The organism is Microbulbifer maximicatervae (SeqCode) (genome assembly GCF_052467505.1).
Genome location: NZ_CP174313.1, coordinates 945670 through 963758 on the forward strand (window position 1 = coordinate 945670; position 18089 = coordinate 963758).

An 18089-nucleotide genomic window follows, 5' to 3' on the forward strand; every position below is an offset into this window, starting at 1 on the left:
TTTGGAGAATATGTGAAAAATATACGAGAGATTGCCGTTAGCATTTTGTTGTCTGTTCTTATAGCCTCATGTGGAGGTGGTGGGGGAAGCTCAGGCCAAGCTACCGATGAAAGTTCTGCTGGAAGTGGCAATAGCGCAGGAGGTGGCAATAACTCAGGAGGTGGCAATAACTCAGGAGGTGGCAATAACTCAGGAAGTGGCAATAACTCAGGAGGTGGCAATAACTCAGGAGGTGGTAGTAACTCTGGAGGCGGAGGTTCGTATCAAATAACAGGTGGAACCGGTAGAATTTCAGAAAATATCGAAGAGAAAATATCTGGAAAGCTCATCAGTGATACAAATAGCGGCCTTCAATTCGCTCAAGGCAGTTTTCAGGGAGCATATGGGGAGATTGAAGTAAGTATAGATGGGAGTTGGGTGTATGTACTTGATGAGGCTCTATCAGATCCAATTAAGGGAGAGGAAGTTGTCAGAGATAATTTTGTTATAGGTATTGACTCAAGTAGTGAAACAACACCTATTACGATTACTATTGTAGGTTTTGATGATCCATACGAATTTAACGTAGAGTCTCCAATTGGTACATTAGTCGTTGGCGATACAGAGTACTTATCTGGAACAGTAACTATTACTGATGTCGACGGAAATGCCCCAACATTTACTGAAGATACCATTGATGGTGAATATGGTGAATTTAGTGTAGATAAGAATGGTGACTGGGAGTACCGCCTTAATGATGGAGTTGAAAATATTGCCTCAGGAGAGTCAGCTACTGAAACGATAAGTCTGTCATTAAGCGATAATACTTCTCAGGTAGTATTGCTTTCTATTAATACGATAAAGGTAAAGGAAAGTAGTATTGTATTTGTTTACATGGAGTTCGATGGCAATTCATCCTTAGATAGTCTCGGTATATCTGATTTGGCTAATAGTGTTTTTAATAACCCAAATTCAATGAATAGAGTGTATTATTATAACTCTTTAGGTCAGCATAATTTTGTACGGCATCGTGTTAATGATAGCTCTCTAGATAATTATTGCTATGGAACCTCTGGCCAGGAAAACTCATCAATTGATTGTGTAATCTACAATGTGCCCGATGAAATAAATGGCGACATGCTCAGCTACCAGGAGTTACTCGATAGACAACACCTTGGTGGTCGATATACAGATAAAGGTATGACCTTTCGAGATGAAGCTGACGAATGGGCCAGAGAAAATTTATTAGATGAAAATAATGAACCTCTGGATTTAACAAAATGGGACCATCGAGTATATCTTTATCCGATATCTATATTTGGTGCGGCTGGAGTGGCCGCAACTTGGGGGAACTGGTCGTTTGTAGGGTTAGAGGGCGGGCCAGTTGCAGCCTTAGCCACTATTAAGCATGAGGTGGGTCATAACTTTGGACTAGGCCATGCAAATTTTGATGAGAATAACGATGGAAATCTTGAAAGTTATTATGGGGGAAGAGGAATAATGGGCTTAGGGTGGTCTAACCTATTTGGGAGTGGCCAGCGTGAATTTTTAGGGTGGTATGAGCAATTCCCTGAGTATACAAAGGTAGTCACACCATATCTGGGTGGATTACAAGAAATAGAAATTCAGTCAATTTATCTTGGTCCCGGAGAGCTTTCAAAAAATCTTCCTCAGCAAGTAAAAATAGGAGGTGAAGGTCATAGTCATGGAAAAGAATATTATTATGTTAACTATCATGCTTCCCACCCCATAATGAATCCCTACCAAATTGAGGATGAGTTATTTATCAGCTATGCTGATGGTGGGGCATATAATGATGTGGCGATTGTAAAGGTCGGTGAGTCTTTCACAGACTCCAGGAATGGCCTGTCTATTAAATTTGAATCGGTGGACTCTATGAGAAAGTTTGCAAAATTTACTGTAAAATATAGTAATTAATTTTTAAATACAGATCTTTTTTGGTGTAAATTATGTTTAGAATACTACTGATGGCGATTTCAATTTTTTTGTCGGTGAGTGTCACGGCTGAAGATTTTATAGTCGGAAAGCTAGAGGAAGTCACTGTAGAAGATAAAAGCTTTAGTAAGGTTGAGCATCTTTTTTTGATTAAAGATGAGGTTTCTGGAAACTATTTTTTCTTAGATAAGAAGAAAATAAAAGGCCTTAGTGTGAAGCACGGAGATCGTATAAGTATTGATGCTGAATATGAGGGTTCTCAGATTGTTGAGGTTAGACATATTAGTTTGCTATGAAGTATATCATTAGGTACGAAATGTATATAAAGTAGAGATTGATGATTAGATTTAATCAATCATGCTAATATATTGCTGGAAGTCGGTAAGCTGCTTTCTACGCTCGATTATAAGTCGGTATAAGATCGGCTTCCAGTTTTGGATAAAATTATCGACTTTTCGATATATTCCCTGCATTGAAGGTTCATTAGGTGGTTGAAATTTATGTGTTTTTAGTTTATCCGATCATGCTGTTGTGGCGCTTTAGTATATTCGTTGTATGAGTTAATTTATGAATCCCGTACGGATTTCCAAACAGAATATAAAAGTTTGGCTAGTGTACTGCTCTTGGACTTGCTAGTCTGTGGGTAATTGCTGCCTCAATTCTCAGCAGAGAGTGGCTTATTCCCGGAGCTATTTTTTAGACCAGCGGCAACCGCCTCGAAGTCTGTCGATGAATCCTACCCCAGTTTATACTTGATGCGAATCAACGTGATGTAAGATATTCTCCTGCAGTCGCTACGGAAAATACCTTCAACTCGATGAATACTACACGAACAACCAGAATTTAACATCCACTGTTCCTCTGAGATATAAGATCAGAGGGACCCTCTGGCCTTCCATATTGACGCTTAGTGCTTTTTGGGGCAGCGTGAAGCGCAATTTCTTTGAGATGGATAACTGAGGACTTCCAATCCAGAGGATGTGTGTGCCGACCTATCTCGACTTCATAAGCAGCTTAGTACCCTATAGCGCAAAATCTGCAGAAATATAGATCCACAGTTTCCTCATGGGTATTGACGATATTGCGGGTGCATACTGAGCCAAAATCCGGTTATCGATCTGTGTTAGATGGGTTGGCCCTGTATTAACAAGTTGACTTTTAAATTATCCGGTTTGACAGTAGAGACCACTTATTTCAACTCTACTATGTTGCCCTTTAAGGTGAGTGGAGTTATTACCGCTGTGGTTGTTGTCAAAACCTCGAACAGAGGGGGGGGTGCGCTCAGCCAAAACCGCCTATTATGTTGATAGGCATCTGGGTGAGTCAACTAAGGGTGTTTTCAGTCATTATTTTACTCATGAGACACTTAGGTGTTGAGTGTTGGAAAGCAATTAGTTACACAGTTAAAAATAAATCAATAGTATCACCATAGTGCTGGCTGGTTGTATCACTAGCCCCTGCCTCAAGAGAACTGTTGCTAGTTACTATATCGGGAATTCAAATTCGTCAGATCAGTTTGCTGCTAGCACCTTTTTAAGATGCGCTTATGAAACCTCTTGTTAACGAACTCATAAGCGCTTAATGAGGTATAAGAATATTTAATCAGTTACCCGTTCAAAAAGCCATTTAGTGCTTGTTGAAGCATTTGATAGATTCCCAGCAGCTGACATATATTTGTTGTTCATATAGACAGACTTAATAGTATTTGCTCCCCCGCTAAGTGACTCGAGCCTAAAGTGTTGAGAATAATTTGATTCAAGCTCTTGGTCATTGTTGGGAATAGCCCTAGTAAAAAATTTCTCCGTTAATGAGTTAGGTTGAGTAAGGATTGTATTCTGGCTAGCAGAAATTATTCGAAACTCGAGTGGGTTGACGGCATCGAGTATCCATATTTGTGAAAGATCATCATCATTGCGCGGCGATATATCGACAATATCATTGTCTCCTGATCTCTTGTCTAAATAATTTCCCGTTTCAACATTTTTAATTCGATACCTGTAACCATTGGTTAACCCGCTAGTGTAGGGCTGGGCAAAAACAATTTCAGACATTTGAACCCGATAAAAAGATGCACTTTTTGCGGTGGCACGTACTGCTTCAGCAGTTAAGTGGTACGGCAGTCCTCTCGTAGTTGTTGGGGTAGATGACGTTCTACGTTCGATGCCACTCCAGCTATCACTATTACCACAGATTGAACTATAATGACTTCCAGTGGATGTGAGAGGTCCCTTTTTTGATAGGTCTACCTTGTGCCTTCCCACGCAAAGTTTATTTACTTGACCATTATCAACATCAAGGCCAAAATTGGTGAAAGCATATGCTTTAGTGTTGTCACCATCTACAAAATTAAAATCATAAAAATGCATATTGCCATTACCGCTATACTTATCACATGATTCAACAGTTGAGTTGAAAATAAAGAATGGCTCTTGTGGTTTATATGTAGGTAGGATTTCTCGTGAAAATATACCTATTTTGAGGTTGGCATCCGTACCAGGAGCTCTAATTACTGATTTGGCCTTCATTCCCACAATGATGGAGTTTGAGGGAATCGCACAATCTACATCACCTGAAAAAGAAGGGGTTTGACCGCGTGGCATTAGTAATCGGTTTCGAATTGGCATTTTGTTCAAGTTGAAAAGAACTTGCTCTTCTGACAGATAAGTTTTATCGAATTTATCTATTGAATCGAAACACTGGGTTATTGTATTCAGGTTATTATCACATACGGATGAAAGATAAAATGCATCATTATTGATGCCGTCTACTTTTTCTCGCAAGGTGTCAATATCTGATATTAATCCCATTCTTATATAGTAATCTTTATCGGTACTGCTAATCTCTTCCTCATAGTATTTAAGGTGCTGACTAAGGCTAATTGCATAGTTTTCTGCAAAAGTGATTCTTCTTTGTGTTTCTTTGCTATATTTTACAGCCGTGGGGCTAACTGGTGTTTCTGAGATGTTCCCTAAAGTATTTTCTACTTTCAGGGTTAAGTTACCTAGATCGGAAATATTATTTACAGACTTGAAGTAGTTATTACTTCGTTCCCCGGATTCTAGTTTGGGTTTTAATGGGTTACATTGATTGCCATCGCATATCTCGACACTCTTTATTCCCAAATGATCATTAATGACTGCGTGCACTTCTATATTATTAGTAATTCCATTGTCACCATATAGCTGGAAAATATCATAGTTTTTCACTATTGGATACAGTGGGATTTGTTGAGTAATGGTTACAGTTGTTTTGGGTGGCAATCGTATATCCCAAAAATTAGAGCTGTTATTTTTTGAGGTTAGTTGCTCTACAAAATTTGGGTCATTAATTACGTTAAAATTGCTATCTGTAAATGTGAACTCAAAACTGGATGCGCGATCATTGTCGCCGCCAATAATAAAATCACCTTCTGAAGTACGATAACATAAGGCTGCATCTGTATAGCCACTGTTCTTGCAGTCTAGCTGGGTATAGGCTATATCAAATGCTTCCTTAATGGTTACCGACATGTCTGGTAATAAACTACCTTCATCATAGGCATGAACCCAGATATTGTGATTGAAGTCACTACCGTTCGCAGACACGCCTTTTACACTTATACGTGCGAGATCAGAATTGAATGAGTTAATAAGGGCTGACCAGTCCGCATTGTTATTGAGTTGACCTGTAGCATTGTTGAAGAGAGTCACTTTTGCACTTGCAATATTTGTGGCTAATCCAACTGCACCACCATTCGCTAAGTAATCTGTTTCCTCCACACTTAAGCATGATCCTTCTTCACTCCTTCCAAGTACAACTAGTCTCTCACTCTGACCAGCAGCTAGTGAGAACCCATTGCCTTCATAGTCAACGGTTCCCCATAATTGATCGCCAAAATATATATCCCAGAATGGAAATATTTGAGAGGCCGCGTCTGACCCAGTATTTGTTACCTTTAAAGTCAGTGCCATTGAGGAAAAGCAGCTATTTGAAACTTCAGTAGAAGTTTCACTGCTTAAAGACTCAAATGTGCTTGAGCCCGTCTCTATTGCCTCACTAGAGGACCATCCGGTGCTTTGACCGTAACCCCCACCGGTATTTACTCCGATGCTTAGGCCATCGGTACCAGCATTGCCTTCAAAGTTTAATGTAACAAACCATAGTTTTTCTTTGGTTTGACTATTTTCCTTTGTCTGATACTCACCGATTTCCTCGCCGACTTCGGTGCCGTTAGATTCACCAATTGTAGTCATATCATAAAGGGTTATGCCCTCGAGTGTTGTTACAAGTTGTGGCATTGCTCCAATTAGTGGGTGTGATGCTCCATGGACCGGTTGGGAGGCTCCAAAAATACCAATTGCCTCTTCTCGGTCACTATAAGGGTCAAAATCTGTGCTGTATCTAAAAGGGTCTGTAAAGAAGATTTCTCTAGCGGGGCCAAAAGAATCACTATTGATCATGATTGCCGCCATTACGGATGCGATGGTTCCATCTTCGCGGGGAGACCCGGTAATTACCTGATGTGTTTCCGGGTTGGCAACACCAAGTCCATCTAATTTACTGATAACATGGGAGCGGATAATATCGTACATCCCATCAACGATGAGAACTCTGAAGTCTTGCTCGCCTCCTGTATCGAGATTTGATAATTGTTGTGTAGTGACCTTTCCAGCAGCTTCGAGTGCTTTAATTGCCCACCTTGTAGTTCGAATAGTTATGCCGTTTAAAATGACATTATGTGAGGAGTTATCTCTCATATCTAGCCATATATCTGACGGAACAGCTCTTTGTGCCCCTCTCAATAAGTTTCCATCATTATAATACCCGTAGACTTCAGTGAAATCTGTAATTTGGTCTTCGTCGCTATCGATAGATGGGTTAACTAGAAAATGATCCCGGTTAATTGTGCGACCAGTATCGGCCTCAATAAAATCTCTAAATTCATAAAATTCATCTGGATCAAGAATGCCATCTTGATCAGAATCGGAATTATTGGGGTTTAACCCTATTAGTTGTTCAACATGATCTTCGAGCCCATCTCCATCGGAATCCTTCGCGAAACTTTGAGTGCTTAGTGTCATTATAATGCAGCTTAAATAAGCTAGCGATTGAGGTATTTTTTTCAAAATTAAGTAATCTTTTGGTAACATAATCATTAATTTTAATACAGTTGCTTAGAGGAATTTTGAATCTATTGGCCAGTATCAGTGTTATCTCATATGGTTGTCCCTCCTTGACTAATTTAAATATATTAAACATGTCCACCCCCTTCCTTTCCTTGCTCTGAAAGTCCCCGTGTGGGGGATGAAAATCAGTAATTATTGTAATTATGTTTTATTTTAGGTGTTGTTTCTTATTGGTGTTTTAACTATATATTTTTGGGTTTCTGGTTCTATCAATATTGGTCTTTTTTTTTGGGATGTAATCGATTGTATTTGTTTAATGGGGGGGGGTCGAAGGTGGTCTTTTATAAAGCAAGTTGTTATTTCTTTGGGTGCTTTATGTGTGGCGGTAGTGTTTGCTTAATATTCAAAGTTTCATGGGGTCGTATTGTCTTCGGTCTGTGACTGGTAATACTTTCGTATTTACCAAAGAGATATGGATATGCTTTCTACTTTAGAAAAAGAATAAAGGCATAGGTAGAGTGTTGGGGTGAATAATAATGATCAGATCATTAGTATAAGTTCATCAACTTTGTCTGTGTGAGTTCGGACGATGGATGAAATGTTGCCCCCCCCTAACCTTTTTTGTGAATATAGTGCTTCTAGGGGTCTTAATTTTATTTTTAATTTTCTTTGTGGTTATCATTTATGTCTGCATTTTTCATGAATGGATAGGTCACTTCCCTTTGGGGGTATGCATGTACCAATTACCATTCTTTCTCTCTATTTCTGACTTTTGGATCACAGAGATCGGTATTTATTTCTCTGCATGAATAAGGGCTTTCTGGTTCGAAAACTCACATCTTTAATCCAAAATAATTCCTTCCAAGTTTTTCTGAAAAATATTTTAGTTGTTATCTAGTGTGCAGGCTGTTTATACTGTGTCTTTCCTAGTAGCCAGGCGTTGTGTGTTCTTCGGTCTCAATAGATCGTCCACAGATGTAAATTACTTGAGGATATTCGACCCCTGTAGTTATTCTTCAAAACACTCCCATCAGTGCCCATCTTCTAGTCGGGAGAGGTGCTGACTCTACCAACTGAACCCTACTTTCCCAGCCACACTTATTATCTAAAATCAAGGATCATTAATATCTAAGGATTAAATGATGTGCATTGCAACTATTTTCGGATAATATGTTAATTTTACTTTCCATCTCTAGGCGAGATATCCCCATTGTGCCGGTGGGAATGCTCACAGTTGCTGTAAGCCATTAGGTTCTGATTTTAATTTTATAAATGTATAACCTGGAGAAGGAATCCATTCAAATCCCAGGCTCAGAAACAGTCCTTCCATTGGTACACTTTATTCGTTGCTTCCATATTTTTTAAATGCTTTTAATCAATCGGACTTTTTAACTAATAGCTAGTAGGTCAAGTTCAGCGGCGCTCGATATAAGACTTACCCAGGTTAAGTAGACACCCTGTATAGTTAGGTTTCGGCCTTGTATCATGGGAAACAAAAGAACTCAGGCGTATACAGAGGAATTCCGAATCGAGGCAGTAAAAAGGGCGGAAAAGCCTGGAGTGACAACGGCTTCTGTGGCACGCGAGCTGGGTGTCAGTGCACAGCAGATCTATAGCTGGCGCGGTCAATTTAATCGTCTCTCAGATAAGCAGCTTAATAGATTAAATGGTATCGACTACTCCAAGTAGGAAAGTGCAGTAGTCCGCAGGCTCACGAAGGAATTGCAGGAGGCGCGTAAGGGGGGCGAGCGTCTAAAAAGGCAGCTGCGTACTTTGCGAACCACTAAGAGTAAAGTACGCACTGATACAGGAGCATGTAGGGCTATTCTCGATTAACTTGATGTGTCGGTGTTTAAGGTTCTCAAGATTGGACTATTATTGGTGGCTTGGGAGACTGGTATCTTCTAGCGCTATTAGAAAGTTGCGGGTAGCTAAAAGGGTCCGAGTGATCCTACCCTTCAACTATAGTAGCTCAGGTTTGATCTGACAGTTACCGGTTTTTCAGGAGGTGCTATTTACCCTGATGGGTTCTCCAATTATTGTAATATGTGAGCCTTCGTCCAGATCCTTTTGTAACTCTTCTATTGATCCATAGATCTTGCGGCGTATGAAGGTTGGTAGAACGCTTGTAAAATGGTTTTATGGAAGCGTTCACAGATCCCATTTATTTGTGGATGCCTGGCTTTTGTCTTAGTGTGTTCTATTTCGTTCACACTTAGAGAGCCTCTGAATAACTCCGTGATACCCCTGGCATGCGGAGCGGTTCACAATCAAGGCGCGGCTTCGCAGGAATGTCTAGACCTTTCAAGAAGTCGCAACGCGGAGTGTGAATCGCTCTGCAAGCCCCGAAGGGCGGGTCTTGAAGGCCGCATCTGCTGCGTTGCAGCTTTTGCAAAGGGCTACGGCCATTCGCGGCGAGCTGCGCCTAACATCTGCAGCTTTCAAAACCCGCAGAGGCATTACGGAGTTATTCAGAGGCTCCTTAGATATAACTGATAATCGTGCTGTTCCAATTTGCCACAATACTCGGTACCACGATCAGTTAGGATGCGCAGCACTGGAAGATCATGTATGGCATAAAACGGTAGTATAAAGTCATTCTGGAGGTCCGCCGCGCCGAGATATCAGTCATTATCTAATGACTTACTATAACTGGGAGCGCCCCCACCAACGCAATGATGGGGGCACGACTGCAAAAGCGGAAGAAAAACTTAACTTATTTTCCGGAAACAGTTGGTCGCTACAGTCGTACTCTAGCTCCATAGGTTCTTTTCAATGATTGGCCTGGGCACGAGTGCCAAGGTAGATAGTGCCATATATAGATGTTGGGTGCTGAAGATACATAGAGAGGTTGTTGACCGACTGGTCACATTTGGGGTTGGCTTGGTAGGGCATAGATAGTTTTAGGTTAGCCTTTGGGCCACTTTTCTGGGAGGGGACAGGTGATGCAAGTGCCTCTCAGAGTGGGTGCAGCCTGAGGAGAGCTTTCTAAAAATATTAGGTTTTTTGGAGGCCTTGTTGCGGATTATGAATTGATCATAGGATGCCGTAGGGCCAGCGTAATAACACTTGCAATGACTAAAAAGCTATTTCCTTTAAAGCTTAGCCTATCACCGGTATTCTTTGAGGTCCGACGGGAAGTCTAGGCGTATCCAGAGCCCCCTGATTAATGTTTCTTTGTATCTAACAACAATCAAGTAAGTGATGCCAAAAAAGTAATACTCTGAGAACTTTTCTTTGAGACATCATCGATCATGTCTGATACGCGGAGTAGTAAGAGGGAGATAAAAATCAAGATATTCGACTTTCTATAATACTTTAAGCCTAATAATGCACGAAAAATAGACAATGTATAGTTTCTTCCTTTTTAACGTGACTTTAGTACCACCTATTACTAGCATACGATGACTGCTCTTGGTCAGGCAGGAGCATCCGAGCTCCTCAAGTTCGTGGTACAAAATATTTATATCAGGCTAATAGGAAAGCCACTAACTAGATATTTTCATAGGTATTATGGGTAGTCAGCTACTCGAGTAGAACCAATGGGTCAAAAAATTACTTTGGATTAAATATGTCTTTTTGATGGCTGCTACGATTGTATAGACGCTTCTTAAGGGCTAAGGCTAGATGTGGCGAGTTGCGCTTTACACTTCAGCCCAAAGATGATCTGGGGTAATTTGGGACTCCTTAGGACTTTGTACAAGAATTGGTAAATAGGTTGTTGTGAATATATCAATTCAAATGTTTGGCGAGTTGGCTGTCTACCATGATGGTTCAGCGATAAGTTTACCTCGCTCCAAAAAAACCCGAGCAATCCTCGCGTTCTTGTTATTGGCTTCAAGGCCGCACCGTCGTGATCGTTTGTGTGAGCTCTTCTGGGATCTGCCAGATGATCCTAGGGCATCGCTAAGGTGGTCTCTTAGTAAGATCAGGCCTATTGTGAATGACCCGCACAATGCGCGCTTAAATGCAGATCGAGAAAGGGTTCGCATGGATACGGAAGATATTCATATTGATGTGAGGGAGCTAGCTTCAAAGCTTAAAGCTCCTGAGTTATCTTACAGTGAGCTTCTGTCAATTCATGATGAGCTAAAGGAGACTTTCCTAGACGGTATAGATTTGCCTGATCAGGAGCTTTTTCAGCAGTGGTTAGTAGCAGAGAGGGAGGAGGTGGGACGCTTGCGAGGGCAAACCTTATCGCGCTTGTCATCCCATAAAAACAGCCCGCCTCCAGAGCAATTAAAGTGGGCGCGCGATTGGGAAACGCTAGAGCCATTTAATCCTAACGCAGCAACTCAATTACTAAACAAGCTAGAAATGTTAGGGCGTATTGAGGAGGCTGATAGTATTCGCCCAAAACTTTTAGAAAGATTTAAAAGGGCTGGCATATCATGGACACCAAAGAATAACTTTGCGATAACTTATGAAAAAGGATTTAAGAAGCAGTCATTAGAACGTACATTAATTAAGAGCCAGAAAATTAAATTTTGTAAAGCATCAGATGGTGCTCGAATTGCCTACGCATCTATCGGTAGGGGAACTCCAATCATAAAAGCTGCGAACTGGTTAAGCCACTTAGAGTATGATTGGGAATCCCCAATTTGGAGCCCTTTGTTCCAAGCTTTATCCGCTGAACACCAGTTTATACGCTATGATGAGCGTGGAAATGGTCTATCCGATTGGAATGTGGATACCATTTCATTTGAATCATTTGTAACTGATTTAGAGACGGTTGTGGAAGCAAGTGGTGTTGATAAGTTCGCCTTACTCGGGATTTCTCAAGGGGCAGCTGTTTCTATTGAATATGCAGTACGCTATCCGGAGCGCGTTAATAAGCTGATTCTTTTTGGAGGGTATGCAGCAGGTTGGCGGACTGGGGCAACTGATAAGATCATTAAAGAGCGTGAAGCTATAATAACGCTTACAGAGTCAGGTTGGGGGCAAGACAACCCTGCATACAGGCACATCTTTTCGTCCACCTTTATGCCTAGCGCGAAAGCTGATGAGTTAGATTGGTTCGACGAGTTTCAGCGACTTACAACATCAGCGAATAATGCAGCCCGATTTCTTTCAGTTTTTGGTAGTATAGATGTTCGCGATAAACTTAAAATGGTTACTGTACCGACACTGGTTATCCACTCGCTGGGTGATCAAAGAATACCAATACAGCAAGGGATTGATATTGCAGCAAGCATCCCAAATTGCAAGTTCGTGGGTTTGAATAGCGATGGCCACCTTTTGCTTGGGCGTGAACCGGCTTCTAAGGTTTTTGTAAATGCAGTGAAAGAATTCATCTCTACTTAGCTCAAAGGAGGCGCAGATTTGTAAATCTCAATGCATGAGAAAGTTTCATTTCGAGTATAAGGTTGACGGATCAAAGAGGGAGGCAAGCCTTCCTGGACAGATTGGAAACACAACGCAGCAATGCAGACTAAATAATTTCATTAATGACAAAACCTTGAGCTAATGAGTGGTTAGGATTATCTGCTACCCAGCCACCAAGTTTCTGTCGAAGAGATGCATAATTAATCTGAAGGTTATTTAAATATTTAGCTGTTGCTGCAAATAAGCAATTTCCATCTTCTGGGGCATTAGTTGATTCTAGCTGCTTTGCTTTTTCTAACTCAATCAAATCTGATGGATTCTTGACTGCATTGTTAATTAGTTGATAGTGATTATTGTCTAGGAATAAATTTACTGCAGACGAACTAGAAAACTCTTCACCTATCGCCAAGACCTGGTTGTAGCCAGGAGAAATTATATTGATAGGCCTTATTATACATTGAGACAAAAGAGATGGGTGCATATCTGAAAGCTTGGTGTTCCAAGCTCCGCGCTTCTTAATATCATTTACACACTTATGTAAAGCTGATTTTTTTTGTATCGGAGAGGGTGGCTTTTCGATCGATGCAGAAGATGTTATTTCTGAGGGGGTTTCCATATGCTGACCACTATATACTCCACTGGTATCAGCAAAAACTATAATATACGATTTAAAAGTATATCTACGAAGTCTCTCAAAGCTTGATGCAGTGTTAGGTTCTAGTGTGCACTGTAGAGATTTCTTGGATGGTTTACTTGTATGGAAAATCTTAGGTGGACTAAAGTTAAAGGACAGCATAATTTATCCTGTTCATAATTATTAGATTCTTTAAGGGTGGTATAAAATTAATCAGTTCAGCGATTTTTGGGTAATCAAAAGTAGTAAATCTATATACGGTTGAATAAATTGACCGTTGTGCTAATTACCCTTATGATTTGCTATGCAAAATATCATTTTCAACATTCTCTACAATTTTTACAACTTCAGTGAGTTTTTCTGCAATATTTAAAGTGCTGGCCGCTCCTGTTATTGTACTTAGTTGTTGTAAAAAACGAATTAGTGCTCGTTTAGAAGTACTTGCATCAATAGACGCGTCGCCCCCAGTAATAAAATTGGGGGAGGAAAGAGGTAAGCGATTAAAGTTTATATCTATCAATCTTTGCATATCTTTACGCACATGGCAGAACTCCCCCTGATACTGGTCGACAGCAATGTCAGCTGAGTACTTAGAATCTATTTTACCTGTGCTAATTATCTGGTTTACATGAGTTATTTTAGACATAAAGTAGTAATTTCAAACCTTAACTATAAGACCTGCTAAGCTAATCCTATGAAGATCTCGGGTATTTTACAAATTAAAAAACAATATACGGCCCTCTATATCCATACAAAAGGTATATATAGGTGGAACCTAGTTATCATAGAGTGAAAATCCTATAAGTCATTTACTTGAGTTATGGTAACTAAATGCAGATTTTCCTGCTTTAGAATTCTTCGACGAAATTATTAGTTCTGGTCATTTTTAGTACCTCTGGTTACAGTAGATGCCAATTTCAAGCTTGTAAAAAATATATCGATTAAATAAAAAATATTCTAGCGTTGATTAACCAATATTCCGCAAAATATTTTACGGCAACTTTCGTGGGAGGCTTCCGCCATCAAGAATTAGGTGCCTCTGAACAACTTCACGATACCTCTGGATGCAGAGCGGTTCACAATCAAGGCGCGGCTTCGCAGGAATCGCTAGATCTTTCAATAAGTCGCAGCCGGAGTGTGAATCGCTACGCAAGCCCCGAAGGGCAGGTCTTAAAGGCCACAGCTGTACAGCCATTCACGGCGATCTACGCTTAACCCTGCAATATTCAAGGCCGCAGAGACATTGCGGAGTTGTTCAGAGACTCTCGAAGAGACTTCTGATTAAGGAGGTCTTATTATCGGACCAGCCTGGGCTGGATAAAAATTGGGCTTCTCACGAAGATAGCTTTAACTTTTGCACAAATCTCCCAAGTTTTTGTCTGAATTCCTCTGTGTACGGATTTCAGGCGCAATATCCCAAGGCAGCAAGATATTTTCTCCCTATCCATAAAATCGTAAAGCCTACCTGTAATTACAGGTGTCAAGTATTTTTCACCAACCCGCGTTATCGAGCATTATTGTAGCCAAGCTGACACTTGATATAGCGGAAGGGGTGACCCTAACCTGCATCTCTTTCTTTTCCACTTTACGAAGTGACATTTGACCTGGAAGGGATTTAGCTTGTTCGGTCTAAACGCTATGTACCAGCCCACCATTGTCTCTTTCAGCTATTCCCGCTTTACCATACCGATGTATCCAGAATCACCTTAGGTGATGCAAATCCAAAGAGCTGGCAGCTGATGTGGTATCCATAAGGAGATACTGATGATAGAGAGTGACAGTTTTAAATACAAACCATAAAGAAATCCGCAGATTAAGGAAGCTAAGATTATCTTTGTAGAACCTGCCAAATGGAAACACATGAACAGTATTGATGCCACGCTGAGTAAGTAGAGTATAAATCAGTCGCATCATCAAGACTGATAACTTGGCGGGGAGGCGGGGCAATCAAGGAGTGATAAAAATTTTCAGCTATCGGCCGTATAGCAGACAGAAGCTCGTAAAGAGCTGACCCCAATTGTTGATCACCGATAGCGTGTGGATGTTTGTGAGGTCGATGACTGAGTCGGGGCTGAAAACGGAAATGGAAGGGCACAGAACAATCAACTGATAGATCAAACGATACTTCAAACGCTAGATCAAATGGATACAGGGTTTAATAGGATTAAGTTGAATGAGGCTTAAATAGGTCAGCATAAATAACTTTGAGAGATGTCCAGCGAAGAACAATAAACTGGAAAGTCTCGCTTCAAAAAAATGTACTACTTCAGCATGAGTTAAATCAAATTTAGAGCGATAGATGTGAAGCAGAATGAACTTTAAGCCTTGCAGGACACTTAATACGCGAAGTCAGACACACATATTAGTGGAGTGATTGAGGGGGCTAAGCTAGATGAAGCACTGTGCCACGAAACAGGGAAAAAAGTCTAAAATCAAAAAAAAAAACAGGAAAATCTAAAGCGTGAATTCTGATACTACGTAACATGGCTACTAAATATTGTACTGAAACAAGAATTTTCCCCGGGGCATTTAGCAAAGCCGAAAATTCTTACTGGGTCACTCGATAACATATAGATTTCGCACAAGATGTATACAAAACTGGTGTAGGCTCAAAGGAGACAGTATGACCGGAATCAATTGGGGGCGAGCCTAAGGGTTATTAGTATGGCCTCCCAGAATAGTATGAAAGCGACCAAAAGTGAAGAAACTAACCTATCTGATAGTGGTGGGGATGTTTGGCTTTTTGGAGCATCGAAATTTCGCTATGACAGTGATGGGAATGTACGTGAAGCAACAGAAGGTGAGATTCTAGGTCAAACTCGAAGTTCGCCTACAGCTATGATTGCTGTGCTATCAGAAGGGTCCAAGTTACTTCTGTTTGATGCGAATGGTGCATTCGAACAAGATATGGATGCAATTGCGAAGCTCTATACTCAGGATGATCAAGCACCCGAGCAAATAAGTGAGGAGGTTCGTGCGGCAAGAGTAGCTTTGCGAAATAAGATGAGGGCGGATATCAACGCGGATGTATTTTCGGTCTATGATGCAGGTAAATATTATCATAATGAAATTGAGGTTGCACCAGAGAAAATTGTTTCTGAGATGAATGGGCTACTTGTTGAGCATTTAGTGGATAAACAAAAAGCTTTTACAGATTTAAAAAGCAGGATAAATGCAGTAGATGGTTGGCTTCAAGAGCAGCTTTCACTAAAAGGCGAAATTGAAATGGTCGTAATGTATGACCTACATGAAAGACTCTATTTTGAGCAAAGGAAAGTGAATACTCTGGACCCTGCTTACAATCCCATGCCCTGGAAAAAATCATACAAAAATAACGCAAGTATTGCTGATTGGAGAGGTGTAGGGGACTACCAAACCCCGCTAAGTAAATTTTCCTCAGAAACTTTTCCTAATAATGCGCAGATAAACTTAGTCGACAACCTAAATAGTGCATTTCAATCTATGATTGATGATCTACACTCTCATAATAGTACAACAATTAAGGCACTATCAAAGTCTATTGTATAGATATTGAGTTTGAGCGGTATATTTAAAGAAATAATTTTAGTGAGTTGTTGAAAGTATGAATATTGCCTTGAGTAAAGGGCAGGTATGCTGTTCAGAACGGGAAATAACTATTGAAAGTCACCATAGTGGTGATTTAATAGAATTGATTACTATTTCAATTCCTCAAGGAAAATCTGCTGCCTTCATATTTGCACCGGTTATTAATTTAGTCTTGATGGTAGCCGGTTCTGCAAGTATTACATATAACCAGTCCAAATTTGAGTTATCAGTTGGGCAGGTTTGGCTTGTTGGTTCTGATACAGACTTTAATTTGAGTAATAAAAGTGAGTCCCAGGATATTGTAGCTATTTGCGTTCGTATTCGTGAAGCAATGTTAGCCAGGTTCTATGACAGGTATGACAATGCGCTTATTCTCAAGAAACAGGCTGCTAAAATGGTGGAGTCCTCATTACCGAAGTATGCTTCCCCAATCATCTTTCCAAGCTGTGAGCTAACGAGAATAACTTTGGACTCCTTTAGGCTGCTAGGCCGATTAGACAATGATGGGTTAAATGCTCTTAAGCTGGAAGAATTGCTTCTCTTGAAACTAAATAGTGAACATGGGGAAATTCTTGCTGACGAACTGCTAAATAGGGTTAATCCTACACATGAAAAATTTAGAAGATTCATGGAATCTAACACTACGAAGAACTGGTCTGTGGCTACATATGCGAAGCAAATAGGCATGAGCTTGACATCTTTTAAAAAAATGTTTGGACAAGTTTATAAAGAAAATTCACCAAAAGCCTGGATTAACGAAAAGCGGCTCCGACACGCAGATATCCAAATTCGTACTACCAATAGAAGACTGGTGGATATTGCCCTAGAGAGCGGTTTTTCTAGTCAGTCGTACTTTACCCAGCTGTATAAGTCAAAATATGGAATATCTCCATCTGAGGCTCGACAAAAATGTACCTGAGATATTTTTTATCATGTCTATTTGGTTCTATAATAATAGGTAGTGCTGTACAAAAGACAAGTGATGCAGAGATAATTTCGACACTAAGTATTGGAGTGCAAGTTGAAAGCGTAATATCAAGTAAAGCGTCAGATGTTTTGTTTTAAAAATATAATTGCTTAGAAGGATTTCCCCCTTTTTCAATTGACAAACTATCAGCTAGAGATCTTCAAAGAAAGCTAGCGTTAGGTAATTATGATGTTGTCATTAGTCAATGGATTATCTCAGATCAGGGGGGTGTGCAACAAGTTGGGAAAGAAGGTTGATTGGTGAGGCATCTATTAATTGCTTTACTCTCAAGGAAAGGTATAACCTAGCAAATATTTCTGACAGGGATATTTTTTCGAAAATAAAAACTATAAGCCATGTTGCTGATGACTCGTCCTTGAGAGTTGATCCAAGTTTGATAAATTTACATCCAAATGCTTTTGCTTTTGCATTTGTTGACTGTAAATCTATAAGTAAGTGTATAGACATACTTAAAGAGGGCGATGTAGATGTTATTGCAACCAAGAGTCGGGATTCGATGCATTACATGGAGCATACGGTTCGGGGATATAATTTA

General features: G+C 40.3%; 9 protein-coding genes and 2 pseudogenes. 6 read left to right on the plus strand and 5 right to left on the minus strand.

The genetic code is table 11. From position 1 onward, the window contains the following. The first annotated feature begins 12 nt into the window (after positions 1–12). Positions 13–1917 carry a VCBS domain-containing protein gene (locus ACJJIN_RS04300; protein WP_444897017.1) on the plus strand — a complete coding sequence of 635 codons (1905 nt, stop codon included), beginning with the start codon at positions 13–15 and terminating at the stop codon, positions 1915–1917. A 32-nt stretch (positions 1918–1949) separates the two neighbouring features. Next, positions 1950–2231 carry a hypothetical protein gene (locus ACJJIN_RS04305; RefSeq protein WP_444897018.1) on the plus strand — a complete coding sequence of 94 codons (282 nt, stop codon included), beginning with the start codon at positions 1950–1952 and terminating at the stop codon, positions 2229–2231. Between the two features lie 1302 nt (positions 2232–3533). Here ACJJIN_RS04305 and ACJJIN_RS04310 read toward each other — a convergent pair. Then, positions 3534–6995 carry a hypothetical protein gene (locus tag ACJJIN_RS04310; RefSeq protein WP_444897019.1) on the minus strand — a complete coding sequence of 1154 codons (3462 nt, stop codon included), beginning with the start codon at positions 6993–6995 and terminating at the stop codon, positions 3534–3536. A 1530-nt stretch (positions 6996–8525) separates the two neighbouring features. Between ACJJIN_RS04310 and ACJJIN_RS04315 the strand changes: the two genes are divergently transcribed. Beyond that, on the plus strand, positions 8526–8729 hold the full coding sequence (locus ACJJIN_RS04315) for a transposase (RefSeq protein WP_444897020.1): 204 nt from the start codon (positions 8526–8528) through the stop codon (positions 8727–8729). Positions 8730–9054: 325 nt separating this feature from the next. On the opposite strand, the pseudogene ACJJIN_RS04320 reads toward ACJJIN_RS04315, so the two are convergent. Both ACJJIN_RS04320 and ACJJIN_RS04325 read right to left on the minus strand, forming a co-directional pair. Next, a pseudogene (locus ACJJIN_RS04320) lies at positions 9055–9259 on the minus strand (integrase core domain-containing protein); the annotation flags it as partial. A 264-nt stretch (positions 9260–9523) separates the two neighbouring features. After that, positions 9524–9655, minus strand: a pseudogene (locus ACJJIN_RS04325) (IS481 family transposase); the annotation flags it as partial. A 1375-nt stretch (positions 9656–11030) separates the two neighbouring features. On the opposite strand from ACJJIN_RS04325, the gene ACJJIN_RS04330 reads away from it, so the two are divergent. After that, a complete protein-coding gene (locus ACJJIN_RS04330) occupies positions 11031–12344 on the plus strand; it encodes an alpha/beta fold hydrolase (RefSeq protein WP_444897021.1) in 1314 nt (437 codons plus the stop codon). A 127-nt stretch (positions 12345–12471) separates the two neighbouring features. On the opposite strand, the gene ACJJIN_RS04335 is transcribed toward ACJJIN_RS04330, so the two are convergent. Both ACJJIN_RS04335 and ACJJIN_RS04340 read right to left on the minus strand, forming a co-directional pair. Further along, on the minus strand, positions 12472–12981 hold the full coding sequence (locus ACJJIN_RS04335; RefSeq protein ID WP_444897022.1) for an OTU domain-containing protein: 510 nt from the start codon (positions 12979–12981) through the stop codon (positions 12472–12474). Between the two features lie 310 nt (positions 12982–13291). After that, complete coding sequence (locus ACJJIN_RS04340) at positions 13292–13540, minus strand: hypothetical protein (protein ID WP_444897023.1); 249 nt, start codon at positions 13538–13540, stop codon at positions 13292–13294. Between the two features lie 2141 nt (positions 13541–15681). Between ACJJIN_RS04340 and ACJJIN_RS04345 the strand changes: the two genes are divergently transcribed. Together ACJJIN_RS04345 and ACJJIN_RS04350 are read left to right on the plus strand one after the other, a co-directional pair. Beyond that, the gene (locus tag ACJJIN_RS04345; protein WP_444897024.1) at positions 15682–16527 is read left to right on the plus strand and encodes a hypothetical protein; all 846 of its coding nucleotides are present in this window, start codon (positions 15682–15684) and stop codon (positions 16525–16527) included. Positions 16528–16582: 55 nt separating this feature from the next. Then, the gene (locus tag ACJJIN_RS04350) at positions 16583–17485 is read left to right on the plus strand and encodes a helix-turn-helix transcriptional regulator (protein WP_444897025.1); all 903 of its coding nucleotides are present in this window, start codon (positions 16583–16585) and stop codon (positions 17483–17485) included. Positions 17486–18089: the final 604 nt, after the last annotated feature.